The sequence below is a fragment of the Ruegeria sp. YKSF131 genome (assembly GCF_059612645.1).
The window spans coordinates 1-12619 of sequence record NZ_JBXWQZ010000033.1 but is presented as its reverse complement, the minus strand read 5'-3'; the positions used below and the strand labels follow the sequence as shown (position 1 = coordinate 12619).

The window sequence follows — 12619 nt, the reverse complement described above, 5'->3', positions numbered from 1 at the left end:
TCTGTCATACGAGCGACAGAGCGCGTCGTTTTTGTCTTGCGTCCAAACCCTATAAGGGCCGCACTTTCAGGGCTGTGATACGATTGCCTTCGCGTGCTGTTACCTCGAACCGGAAGCCATGGAACGAAAATACTTGCCCAACAACCGGGATCATCTGGGCTTCGTGGATGACCAGACCAGCAAGAGTGTTGGCCTCTTCATCCGGTAGCGACCAGTCCAGCGCACGATTGGCGTCACGAATGGTCATCGCGCCTTCGACAAGGAATTGGCCATCATCCGTCCGCACGACCGGCACCTCTTCGGCGATATCGAATTCATCGGCGATTTCGCCCACAATTTCTTCGAGAATATCCTCAAGCGTGATCAGGCCACGCAATGAGCCATATTCGTCTACGACCAGCGCAAAATGAGCGTGCATTCGCAGAAACTCGCGCATCTGGTCATCCAGAGTTGTGGTCTCTGGAACGAAATAAGGGGCATTCGCGACTTTGCCGATGTCAAAGCTGGCCAGACGGTCGGTGCCGCCGTCACTGCCGCCAGCCTGCGCATACATCGCGCGGAACAAATCCTTGGCGTGAACAACGCCAACAATGTTCTCCTGCTCGTCCCTGAAAACAGGCAGACGAGTGTGAGGGCTTTCAAGGCATTGCCTCAGGATAGCTTCGGGTGGGGCGTTCGCATCGATCATCTCGATGTTGGAACGGTGGAGCATGATCTCTTCCACCGTGCGGTCGCCCAGATCCAGCGCGCCGAGGATGCGGTCGCGATCTTCTTTTTCAACAACACCTTCTGAATGGCCCAGTTGCAGGGCGCCTGCGATTTCTTCGCGCACGGCCAGAATGTTGCTGTCAGGATCGATCTGAACTCCGAACAAGCGCAATACGCCACGCACCAGCAACCGCACGGCTGCGACGACAGGCGAAAACACCGTCACGACCACGCTGATGATCGGCGCAACGGCCGCAGCGGCCTTTTCGGAATTGGTGATGGCGTATGTCTTGGGCAGAACTTCCGCAAAGATCAGCACCAAAAAGGTCATGACCAGTGTCGCCAATGCCACGCCGCTTTCGCCAAAAAGACGTGTGAACAACGCCGTCGCCAGTGACGCAGCCAGAATGTTGACGAGGTTGTTGCCCAGCAGAACCGACCCGATCAGACGTTCGTTGTCGTCGGTGATTTCCAGCGCCTTTTTAGCCCCGCGCGATCCCTTGTCGGCCTGAGCGCGCAGTTTCCCCCTTGATGAGGCGGTCAGCGCCGTTTCCGAGCCCGAGAAAAATCCGGACAGGATAAGCAGAAACAGGATAGCGCCGGTCGTAAACCAGAATGCGCCGTCGATCATAGAAGGTAAGGGTTCCATTGGTCCTTGATAGGTTAGTGTACTGCATCCGTTATGGGGACGTCGCTCCGCTGGATCAAGGTCTTAGCCTTTGTCCTCATTGCGGTCTTTGCTCAGCGGGTGATGTTGCAACACCAGTTCCGCCAGACGTTCATCCAGAACATGCGTATAGATTTCGGTCGTCGCCACGTCTGCATGACCCAATAACGTCTGGATCGATCTCAGATCAGCACCATTGGCCAGCAGATGCGTAGCGAATGCATGGCGCAGCGTGTGTGGTGTGACTTTTTCAGAAGAAACACCGCCGCGTACAGCCAGCTCTTTCACCAGCAAAAAGAACCTGTGCCGTGTCAGATGACCGGACTTACCGCGTGATGGGAACAGAAAGCGCGAGCGTTGAGCGCCTTTTTCCACGGCCAAATCCTCGACCTCGTCCCGCGCGGTCAGCCACGCGGCCAGCGCATCCCGGGCCGGGGGCGACAGGGGGACCATTCGCTCCTTCCCCCCTTTGCCCAGCACCAGCAGCATCCGGGGATCGCCACGGGCCGAGGAGACTGGCAGGGAGACAAGTTCAGTCACCCGCATTCCGGTGGCGTACAAAACCTCCATCAGGCAGGTGTTTCTTAGCCTGTCAGCTTCGGTTCTCCCGGTTTTTCGGGCGGCCTCCAATAAACGATCAACTTCGGGCACATCCAGTGTCTTGGGCAGCCGTTTCTGCCGGCCGGGACCTTTGATCTGAATGGCAGGATTGGCTGCGCGCCAGCCTTCCTCGAAGGCAAACCGGTACAGCTGCTTTATTGCAGACAAACGCCGCGCGCGGGTCGAACGTGACAAGCCCTGTGCATCGCAGTCGATCAGGTAGGCTTCGATCAGGTCGCGATCTGCCTGATCAAATCCGGATTTCTTGCGGTCCAGCCATTCGGCAAAATCTTTCAGGTCGCGCCCATAAGCCAGCAGCGTATTGGTCGCAGCGCCAAGCTCTGCCGCCTGCGCCTGCAAGAACGTTGAAATCCACAGTGCATCTGATGCCGGAGAGCCCATGATCAACGTTTTTGCAGGATCAAAAGGGACAGGGCCGCACGTCGCGCGGTGTCTTCCAGCCCAACGCGCCGAAATGTTGCAATTGCCGCTGTCAGGTCCACCAGATTGCCCCGCGCGCCATGTGCAAACAATTGCATGGCTTCAATTATGGCTTCGCCCAACTGACCGTTGGTCAGCAACGCATCAATGTCGCCTGGCACAGGCGCTGCCCATTCGAACCCCTGAGCGACGGCATCAGCCAAAGGGGACGGGGACACCGCGCGCTCGGGATCGCCTTGTGCCAAAGCGGCAAGAAACCGGGTTTCGTTCGATGTGTCAGGTGTTGACAAGGCGGCCTGTTCGTAAAGCCCGGACAGCATCAGAATACGCCAGCGCAGGTTTTCGGTGGCAGCAACCGGTAATGTGACAGTCGACAAGCGCTCGGCAAACAGTTCGGCAAACGGAACCTCAAGCCCGACACCGCGCATCTGTTGCCAGACCGGCTGCAAGGTCTTTCCGATCGCTTCCGCGTTCCCGGTGTCTAACGCGCTCTCAAAACGCTGAACGGCGGCCACCCGATCCCAGACAGCACCTGAGGCCGCCGGGTCACGCTCAGTATAAAGGCCCAGCAGCTGATTGGGGGTTAATGCGCCAATGCGGGTAAGCCGTTCCGCTGCTTCGATCTGTGCCTTCCAACCTGCGACATCGCGCAGATCCGCATTGGCAAACGCCCGTGGCAGCGGAGCGGAGGGAAGTCGTTCGCCAATTGCCTCAAACAAACGGAACGTCAGGGGATCAGGGTTCTCAGGCTGCGGCAGGTAAGCTGCGCCTTCATACAGTTCCGGGCTGAGGAAACGGTCCAGAACTGCCAGATCCTCGGGTGGAAGGATTTCAAGCGCATGCGCTGCCTCAAGGGTCAGCGCGGCTGAAGCCCAATCCCCGCGGCGGGCCTTGCAGAAGATCTGAGCCGCATAGTCCCGCGAAAGATGCGGTTCGGCAATAAGGGCGGTACAACTGCGATCCTCATCCCCGGTCAAGAGCGTCGCATCGAACCAGCGCTTGAAACGGTCTTGCGTGTCAGTAGGTCCGGCCAGTTGAACAAGCGATTGCGCCGGATCAGCGGCACCCAGTTGCATCAACCGATCCAGCCGCGCCAGTAAAAGGGTTTCTTCGGCCAGAGGCCCTGACGGCGCGCGTGTTTCAGACAAGAGTAACGTGAACAACAATCGCTGCATCGCCGGGTTGTCACGCACGTGGACGTCGGCGATCAGTTCGGCCAAGCGATCCGCATCGCTGCCTTGCCAAAGGTCGACGGGCAGGCCAGTGACAGAGGACGAAACAAGGCCCAGTGGCTGCGACAGCGCCTCAAGCGAAGTCACTTCAATTTCTGGCAAAGCGCCATCTTGCGTGACCGGTGGTTCCAGCAGAACGGTTCCCGGCAGGTTTTCCGGCGGGTCTGTCAGCCATTCGATGGCGGATAAGGGTTCCTGCGCATGTGCCGACCCGGCCAGTGTGATTGCCAAAAGCAGTTGCTTAGTTGACATCCAGTACAACCGGCTCGCGAATTTCACTTTGAGGCGCAGAGAAATCCACACCAAAGAATGGACCGACATAGGCATAGGCAACCAGCCCGATAAATACCAGGCACAGAACATATATCAGGAATTTGATCAGACGGCTCATGGCGTCACGCTGCCTCAATTTTTGGTTTTGACCAAGTTATAACTGGCATTTTTCCCAAGATCACGTCATTCACGGTGAAATGAGCGAAATTAAGCATAACACGCACTCAGCGGACGCGCAGACCCGATTTGCTCTGCACAAAACCGTGGTTCTGGTGGGGATGATGGGGGCTGGTAAGACAGCCGTGGGCCGCGCTTTGGCCGCGCGTCTGGGTGTTCCCTTTCTGGATAGTGATGCCGAAATCGAATCAGCCGCCAACATGACCATCCCCGAAATCTTTGAGCGGGACGGGGAGCCGTTTTTTCGCACCAAGGAAACACAGGTCATCAGCCGTCTGCTGGACGAGAAAAAAGGCATCCTTTCAACGGGTGGCGGGGCGTTTCTTCAGCCCGACAACCGGCGTATGATCACCTTGCGCGGGGCGTCTGTCTGGCTGCGGGCAGACCTGAGAGTTTTGTGGAACCGAGTTCGCCACAAGGACACGCGCCCGCTGCTGCGCACTGCTGATCCTTATGCGACATTGAAAGCCCTCTACGAGGCGCGTGTTCCGGTTTACGCCGAGGCAGATTTGATCGTGGATTCGGATGGCGAAACTTCGATCGAGAATATGGTGGACCGGGTTGTCGACGCCTTATTGGCGCGCCCTGATGTTTTGGAAATCAGATAATGCATCAAAGAGTACACGTTGAACTTGGAGACCGGTCGTATGACGTTGAGATCGGTCCGGATCTTCTGGCGCGCGCAGGCGATTGGATTGCACCGCTATTGGCGCGCCCCAAGGTGGCCGTCCTGACAGATGAGAACGTAGCTGGCCTGCATCTGGACGCACTACGTGCGGGTCTGAAAGCCGCCGGAATCGAAATGTCCGCGCTGGCCTTGCCAGCCGGGGAGGCGACCAAAAGCTGGCCTCATTTCGAACGCGCGGTTGAGTGGCTGTTGGCTGAAAAGGTTGAACGCAGCGACGTTGTTGTGGCCCTTGGTGGCGGCGTAATTGGTGATCTTGCCGGCTTTGCCGCAGCCGTCCTGCGCCGAGGTGTTCGGTTCGTGCAAATCCCCACGTCTTTGCTGGCGCAGGTCGACAGCTCCGTCGGAGGGAAAACAGGGATCAACGCCCCTCAGGGGAAGAACCTTATCGGCGCTTTTCATCAGCCATCGCTGGTTCTGGCCGATACATCTGTGTTGCAGACCATGACCCAGAGGGACTTTCTTTCAGGGTATGGCGAGGTGGTGAAATACGGCTTGCTTGGGGATGCTGATTTCTTTGAATGGCTTGAGGCGAACGGGCAAAGCGTGTCCTCGGGTGACTTGGCCGCGCGGGTGCGTGCGGTAACCCGCTCGGTTCAGATGAAAGCCGATATCGTGGCCCGGGACGAAACCGAACAAGGTGACCGCGCCCTGCTGAATCTGGGACACACCTTCTGTCATGCCTTGGAGGCTGCCACTGGTTATTCGGACCGTCTTTTGCATGGCGAGGGCGTGGCCATCGGCTGTGCACTTGCGTTCGAGCTTTCGTCCCGCCTTGGGCTGTGTTCACAAGAAGACCCAAGCCGGGTACGCGCGCATCTGCGGGCAATGGGTATGAAAACGGATCTGGCTGATATTCCGGGCGAATTGCCAAGTGCCGAGTCACTGGTGGATCTGATGGGGCAGGACAAAAAGGTCGTGGACGGCCAGCTGCGGTTTATCCTGGCCCGCGGAATTGGTCAGGCTTTTGTGACCTCGGATGTGCCGAAGGATGCGGTCTTATCGGTTCTGTCGGACGCTCTCGCCCCGGTGTGACGCAGGGGTTAACGACCCTGAATGACCATCAGCTCGCCGATGTTTTCGCGGGTTATGTAACCGATCATACGACCGCCATGGCTCAGAACTGCAATCGCCGGCGCACCATTGTGCAGGTGTTCCAGTACGTCCTCAAGGCCGGTTGTCAGCAAGACTGTGGGAACGTCAGCATCCATGATCGAGGTCGCGGGCGCAGTTCTGGGCTGGTCGCTTGCCAGAGCGGTGAACAGGCGATCGCGTGTCACAAAGCCCAGCAAAGTGTGATTTGGGTCCAGTACCGGAAACTCGTGCTGTGTGGTGTGAATGACGGCTTGCGCAGCTGTGCTTAGCGTATCGCTGGGGGACAGGGCATGAAATTCAGTGATCATCGCGTCACGAGCCAGAACACGGCGGACCGCGGATCGCAAAGCGACATCCTGGCTTTCTGCATTCGCTGCAAAGAACACGAATACGGCGATCAATACCAGAATTGGATTGCCGGAGCTCAGTCCTAGAAATCCAAACCCGACAGCGACAATCTGGCCACCAACCGCTGCAATTCGGGTGGCTTTGACGCGATTCATGCGCAAACACAGAAGGGCGCGAAAAACGCGGCCTCCATCCATTGGGAAGGCCGGGATCAAGTTGAAGATGGCCAAAAGCAGATTGATATAGGCCAGCTTGTCCAAAATCCTCACATTTGGTGATTCCAATTGCGCGAGGGTCTCAAGCGGCATCCCTGCACCAAGCACGGCAAGGCCTATGAAGATAGCGATATTCACTGCCGGACCCGCAAGCGCCACCAGAACCTCTTGCATCGGTTTTTCCGGCATTCTCTCAAGTCGGGCCAGGCCACCGATGGGCAGAAGGGTGATGTCGGGGGTTTTGATACCATAGCGCCGCGCCATAAGAGCGTGACCGAACTCATGCGCGACAACGCAGGCAAACAGGGCCAGAACAAAGAGAAGGTTCTCAATCGCGGCTGGCAGGCCACCGGTCGAGAATGCGGCAAAACCGACCCAAGCCAGCAGCAGAAAAAAGGTGACATGGACCCTCAGTTCGGAACCGAGCAATCGGCCGAGAGAGAAGGACCATGTCATATTGTTACTCCGCTTTGGTTAGAACGGAATCTCGTCATCGTCGATTCCGCCCGAGGCTGGTGCCGCAGAGCTGGAAGGACCGCCATAGGGGTCATCGTAACCGCCACCGGCCTGGCCACCACCATAACCGCCGCCGCTGCCGCCACCGCCTTCACCACGACCGTCCAGCAGGGTCAGTTCCCCGCGATAGGGGCGTAGGACAACCTCGGTCGTATACCGATCCTGACCGGATTGATCCTGCCATTTGCGGGTTTCCAGCTGGCCTTCGATATAAACCTTGCTGCCCTTGCGCAGATATTGCTCGGCGATGCGGGCCAGCGGTTCCGAGAAGATGGCAACCGAATGCCACTCTGTCCGTTCGCGCCGCTCACCTGTGTTGCGGTCTTTCCAGTTCTCCGAGGTGGCAATGCGCAGGTTGCACACTTTGCCGCCGTTCTGGAACGACCGGACCTCGGGGTCGCGGCCAAGATTTCCCACCAGAATGACCTTGTTGACTGAACCCGCCATGTAAATCCTCGTTCTGTTCTGCGTAAATGCGCCGAATCTGACGCAATGAGTTTCGTGAGACCCTATACGGCCTGCATCATGGTTGAAAACAGTTGATACAACACTGTCGAATAAGAGTCTTACTGTACTATTTACCAAGCTTTCATTTTTTGCGGGAATACCTATACTCCCACTGGTTTTGATCGAGCAGGATAAGCAAAGATGCGTTCTTGGGTTGCTGGGTTTTCCGTTGCCTGCCTTGTATTGGCCGTTGCGCCGGTGCAGGCACAAACATTGTCCAGCAAAAGCCGCAAGGATATCTTCCTGAAACAGGCGAAGGTTCTGGATTCTCGTGCGGCAACCCAGTACCGCGACTCGGCCCGGCTGAAACCCAAAACAACGCGTGATCAGGTCAGCAAACGGTATTCAGGAAAATATCGTGGAGAATATCTGGAAATCGCACGGCGTGTTGCTCGCTTTCACAACATCCCTGAAGATCTCTTTTTGCGTCTGGTGCAGCAGGAAAGTGGATGGAACCCACAGGCGAAGTCACATAAAGGTGCGTTGGGATTGGCGCAGCTTATGCCACAAACGGCCGAGCTTTTGGGCGTAAACCCGCATGATCCCAAGCAGAACCTCGAAGGCGGTGCCAGATATCTGTCTTGGCAGTACCGCAAGTTCAAATCGTGGCCTTTGGCGCTGGCGGCCTATAACGCGGGTCCTGATGCGGTTGAAAAGCACGGTGGGATCCCGCCGTACAAGGAAACCCAGAACTACGTGAAGGTTATCTGGGGCGGCTGAAACTGATGCTGCGCTGCAGAGTGTCGTATTCTTGATTCAGTGCAACGCCTCCAACTAACCTGACAGGGTATCGCCCAGTAACTGGTGAGGCCCCTCATGCCTGTTGATCATCCGCAGATTCCCAAAGAAACGCTGGCAAACTGGCAGCAACTTGTTGATCTGGTCGCAGAACTGGCCGACGTGCCCGCAAGCCTGATCATGAAAACCGACGCGCCGGATCATGCGGTTTTGATCACATCCGATCACCCCGAGAATCCATATCCGGTCGGTCTGAGTTTCCAGTTGAACCCCAAGCTATACTGTAAGGGTGTTCTGGAGCGTGACGGAGAGTTGGTGGTCGAAGACGCCAAATGTGATCCGGTTTGGGCGGACAACGACGACCTGGAACACGGAATGACCTTTTACATCGGCTTACCGCTGAAATGGCCCGATGGATCGGTGTTCGGCACAATCTGTGTTCTGGACCGTAAACAGAACCGGCGGGCCTTGTTATTCCGTGAGGGGTTGGCGCAGTTCGCGCGCATGGTCGAGTCGGATTTGGCTTTGTTGCAAGAGGTTTATCTGAGACGCGCGTTGGAAGAGAAACTGAACGAAACACTTGCCCAGCTTGAAACGCGTGTTTCGGATCGAACCCGAGAGCTGCAGGAGACGAACACAGCGTTGCGCGTATTGCTCTCAAGTCTCGACGATGACCGCAAGAACCGGGATCACGAAATCGTCGAGCAGGTTCGCAGCAGAGTTTTGCCGTATCTTGAAAAGGTTCGGGCGCAGCTTTCAGGGGATGAGGCGCAGTTTGTCTATCTTGAGCTGGCCGAGAAGAACCTGAACGAGATCACGTCTTCGCTGTCTGACAAGTTGACGGATGCCTTTGCGGCAATGACCCCGACAGAAATGGAAATTGCTCAGATGGTCATGTTTGGGAGAACCACGAAGGACATAGCCAAGGCCCTGTCCCGAGAGACGTCGACAATCGATTTTCACCGCAACAACATTCGCCGAAAACTTGGACTTGAGGGCCGGGATAAAAACCTGCGCAGTCACTTGCTCTCGATTTCGTGAATGTCGAATATGGGGATTGCCCCCATATTCCACCCCTATTTTTTCGGTCTGAGCCGATGTGCTTTAGCTTGTTACCTTTTGGGATGAGGTGCGGAAAAAAGGCGCACGTCCAACAGAGAGGTACATAGATATGGATCGCAAGGATCTGAAGCCGACCATCCTGAAAGGGGACAGGGATCATCTGGCACCGGGTTTGTCTCGGCGGTCATTTTTCATGGCGGCAGGTGCTGCCGGTGTTGGCGCGACCGCTTCAGTGCTGGGGGCGAAACCGGCCGAAGCGCAATCGCAAGCCTGGTTGCAGCCAGGGAACAATAACCATGTGATTGACCTGCAGGGATCGACGGGTCAGGCCAGTGCCGGAGTTGTCGGTATCGATTATTATGGCCATTGCGCCATCAAGATCACTTCGCCCAACGGCGCAACGGTCCTGCTTGACCCCTGGCGTGATGACCCGTCGGGCGCGTGGGGGCTTTGGTTCCGCAATGAATTCCCCCAGATTCCGGTAGACATTACCCTGTCGACCCACGCGCATTTTGATCACGACGCGATCGAACGCCCAAGCTCGACCATGGTTCTGGACAGGATGGTGGGCAATTTCGAGTTCGCCGATATCAAGATCACTGGTTTTGCTGATAAACATGCCTGCGTGGCGCCGGGGTGGTACAACTGGACCAATGCACTGGCCGAGTTTGGGGTCGATGCCTGCCCACCGAACAATGTGGGTCATATGGATATGGTGGTCTATCTGGTGGAAACAGGCGGCATTCGTACGCTGATCTGGGGTGACAATCGCCATAACCCACCGCAGGAGTTTTGGGACGCCGTCGGACAGGTCGATGTTCTGACCCTGCCGGTAGACGGGTCGCAACATATCCTGAGTTTCGATCAGGGTAATGACATCGTGGCCAAGCTAAAGCCCAAGATCATTATCCCAACCCATTACCTGAATGAAGTCACGTCTTACACGCTGACCACGCTGCAATCTGCGGACGAGTGGGTAAAGGGGCAGAAAAGCTATCAGATGCTTGACAGTGCCAGCCTGAAACTGGAGGCCGGAGAGATTTCAGGCATGGATCAGGAGTTCATGCATTTCGGCAACAACGTCATGACCGGCTGAGAGTCTTGTAGGGAACCACCACTCACAAGCGTCGCCGGTCTCCTCGTGACACGCGGCGCTCACAGAAAGGGCCGGTCAACGACCGGCCCTTTCCAGTAAAGATCCGCAAACCTATTCAGCCGCGACTTTGATCACGGGTTGCATCCGTGCCAGCACCTCTTCGGACAAGTGGCACTTTACCTGATGACCCTCGGCCAATGTCTGCACTGGCGGTACATGCGACTCACAGCGACCGTCAGGCACTTCGGACTTCCAGCGACACCGTGTCTGGAACGGGCATCCCGGTGGCGGGTTCATGGCCGAAGGGATATCACCCTCCAGTACGATGTGCTGCTTTTCGACCGATGTATCGGCGATGGGAACAGCACTCAGCAGCGCTTCGGTATAAGGGTGGTAGGGGGGTGCAAAAACCTGGTCAGTTGTGCCCAGCTCGACCACGTGGCCCAGATACATCACCATTACCCGGTCGCTGAGGTATCGCACGATGGAAAGGTCATGGCTGATGAACAGCAACGTGGTTTTGTGCACGCGCTGAATTTCCATCAGCAGGTCGGTCACCGCAGCTTGCACGGAAACGTCCAGCGCTGATACGGGCTCGTCGGCCACCACGATGCGCGCATCACCAGCAAAGGCGCGCGCGATACCAACGCGTTGCTTCTGGCCACCTGACAGCTGACGCGGCATCCTGTCTGCAAAGGCGCGCGGAAGTTTCACCAGATCCAGCAGTTCCAGCATCCGCTTCTTGCGATCGGCCTCGGAATTACCAACACCGAAGATCTCCAATGCCCGGATGATCTGGCGCCCGACGGTCATCGACGGGTTCAGCGTGTCGAACGGGTTCTGAAACACCATCTGAACTTCACCAACGGTCTTTGCGTCACGCTCTTCTATGGGCACTTGTTCGATATTGCGGTTGTCCAGAAGGATCTGCCCGTCCGTGGCCGTCTCAAGACCCATCAAAACTTTGGCGAACGTGGATTTGCCGCAACCGGATTCGCCCACAATGGCCAACGTCTCGGATTCATGCGCCTCGAAACTGAGCGTTTCGTTTGCTTTCACAACCTTCTTTTCGCCACCGCCGAACAGGGCGTTTGCCGCAACCTCATAGTATTTTTTGAGGTTGTCCATCTTCAGAACGACCCTGCCGATCTCACCTTTCTCTTTCTGTTCACCCACCGTGATCGGTGCGTTCCAGTCGATCTCTTTGAATTTCAGGCAACGGGTATGGTGCCGGTCATTTCCGGGAACCGCCTCCATCAGTATGTCCTTGGCGTCACAGCGACCCTCTTCGAAATAGTCGCAGCGCGGGCCGAAATTACAACCAGGGGGCCGCTCATGGGGTAGAGGAAAGTTCCCCGGTATAGCCACCAGCGGGCGCGAATTCTTGTCGGCCCCCGGCAGCGGGATCGACCGGAACAGGGCCTGCGTATAAGGATGCTGCATCTCATCAAACACATCCTTGATCGAGCCGCGCTCGACCGCCTCACCTGAATACATCACGCAAAGCCGGTCACAGGTTTCCAGAACCAGACCGAGGTTGTGCGAAATGAACAGCATCGAGGTGCCGTATTTCTTGCCCAGATCCTTCACCAGCTCGACCACGGCAGCCTCAACCGTCACGTCAAGTGCCGTTGTTGGTTCGTCAAGGATCAGCAGCGCCGGTTTCGACATCAAGGCCATCGCGATCACGATGCGCTGCTGTTGACCGCCTGACAGCTGGTGCGGGAACGAGTTGAGCATTCGCTCGGGGTCCGGCAGGCGCACATCGGTGACAACTTCCAGAGCGCGCGAATACGCTTCTTCTGCGCTGACGCCCTCGTGAATCATGGGCACTTCCATCAGCTGCTTGCCGATCTTCATCGCCGGGTTCAGCGAGGCCATCGGCTCCTGATAGATCATCGCGATCTCATTGCCGCGTATGTCGCGCAATTCATCTGAACTCATTTCCGCCAGATCACGACCCTTGAACTTGATCGTACCGCCAACGATGCGACCGTTTTTACCAAGGTCCTGCATGACGCCCAGCGCCACCGTGGATTTACCGCAACCAGATTCACCGACCAGACCAACAGCTTCACCGGGTTGGACGCTGACTGAGAAATCCATCACAGCCGGAATTTCCCGCAGGCGGGTAAAGAAGGAAATCGACAGCTTGTCGATCTCAAGGATCGGGCCGTCATAATCCGCCATCTTGCTCATCTTGTATCTCCTCACCAGATCGAGGGGATCCCATTCATCTGGCTAAAAATATCTCGGGGG

Annotated in this window: 12 protein-coding genes; 5 read left to right on the top strand and 7 right to left on the bottom strand. The window is 56.8% G+C overall.

The window, feature by feature from the left end:
• Positions 1-49: 49 nt before the first annotated feature.
• The 4 genes from AC2FLZ_RS13220 to AC2FLZ_RS13205 form a co-directional block, all read right to left on the bottom strand.
• Positions 50-1339 (bottom strand): HlyC/CorC family transporter, encoded by a 1290-nt coding sequence (locus AC2FLZ_RS13220; RefSeq protein WP_496882257.1) that lies wholly within the window; start codon positions 1337-1339, stop codon positions 50-52.
• Positions 1340-1420: 81 nt separating this feature from the next.
• A complete protein-coding gene (locus AC2FLZ_RS13215) occupies positions 1421-2377 on the bottom strand; it encodes a site-specific tyrosine recombinase XerD (protein ID WP_496882256.1) in 957 nt (318 codons plus the stop codon).
• Between the two features lie 2 nt (positions 2378-2379).
• Positions 2380-3900 carry a hypothetical protein gene (locus tag AC2FLZ_RS13210; protein WP_496808565.1) on the bottom strand — a complete coding sequence of 507 codons (1521 nt, stop codon included), beginning with the start codon at positions 3898-3900 and terminating at the stop codon, positions 2380-2382.
• A complete protein-coding gene (locus tag AC2FLZ_RS13205) occupies positions 3890-4039 on the bottom strand; it encodes a hypothetical protein (RefSeq protein ID WP_480472404.1) in 150 nt (49 codons plus the stop codon). Before AC2FLZ_RS13205 ends, AC2FLZ_RS13210 begins: the two co-directional genes overlap by 11 nt.
• Before the next feature lie 79 nt (positions 4040-4118).
• Between AC2FLZ_RS13205 and AC2FLZ_RS13200 the strand changes: the two genes are divergently transcribed.
• Together AC2FLZ_RS13200 and aroB are read left to right on the top strand one after the other, a co-directional pair.
• The gene (locus tag AC2FLZ_RS13200) at positions 4119-4706 is read left to right on the top strand and encodes a shikimate kinase (RefSeq protein ID WP_480472406.1); all 588 of its coding nucleotides are present in this window, start codon (positions 4119-4121) and stop codon (positions 4704-4706) included.
• Complete coding sequence (gene aroB / locus AC2FLZ_RS13195; protein WP_480472408.1) at positions 4706-5818, top strand: 3-dehydroquinate synthase; 1113 nt, start codon at positions 4706-4708, stop codon at positions 5816-5818. The genes AC2FLZ_RS13200 and aroB overlap by 1 nt, the downstream gene beginning before the upstream one ends.
• Before the next feature lie 8 nt (positions 5819-5826).
• Here the strand turns inward: aroB and AC2FLZ_RS13190 are convergent, their stop codons facing one another.
• Both AC2FLZ_RS13190 and ssb read right to left on the bottom strand, forming a co-directional pair.
• Complete coding sequence (locus tag AC2FLZ_RS13190) at positions 5827-6897, bottom strand: site-2 protease family protein (protein WP_480516792.1); 1071 nt, start codon at positions 6895-6897, stop codon at positions 5827-5829.
• A gap of 18 nt (positions 6898-6915) precedes the next feature.
• Complete coding sequence (gene ssb, locus AC2FLZ_RS13185; RefSeq protein WP_480472412.1) at positions 6916-7404, bottom strand: single-stranded DNA-binding protein; 489 nt, start codon at positions 7402-7404, stop codon at positions 6916-6918.
• 201 nt (positions 7405-7605) lie between these two features.
• On the opposite strand from ssb, the gene AC2FLZ_RS13180 reads away from it, so the two are divergent.
• From AC2FLZ_RS13180 to AC2FLZ_RS13170, 3 genes are all read left to right on the top strand, one after another.
• Positions 7606-8184, top strand: a complete 579-nt coding sequence (locus AC2FLZ_RS13180; RefSeq protein ID WP_496882255.1) for a lytic transglycosylase domain-containing protein — start codon at positions 7606-7608, stop codon at positions 8182-8184.
• 96 nt (positions 8185-8280) lie between these two features.
• Positions 8281-9243, top strand: coding sequence for a LuxR C-terminal-related transcriptional regulator (locus AC2FLZ_RS13175; protein ID WP_480516794.1), 963 nt, complete (start codon positions 8281-8283; stop codon positions 9241-9243).
• 130 nt (positions 9244-9373) lie between these two features.
• The gene (locus AC2FLZ_RS13170) at positions 9374-10360 is read left to right on the top strand and encodes an MBL fold metallo-hydrolase (protein ID WP_480516796.1); all 987 of its coding nucleotides are present in this window, start codon (positions 9374-9376) and stop codon (positions 10358-10360) included.
• A 111-nt stretch (positions 10361-10471) separates the two neighbouring features.
• On the opposite strand, the gene AC2FLZ_RS13165 is transcribed toward AC2FLZ_RS13170, so the two are convergent.
• Positions 10472-12559, bottom strand: coding sequence for a dipeptide ABC transporter ATP-binding protein (locus AC2FLZ_RS13165; protein WP_480472418.1), 2088 nt, complete (start codon positions 12557-12559; stop codon positions 10472-10474).
• Positions 12560-12619 lie beyond the last annotated feature (60 nt).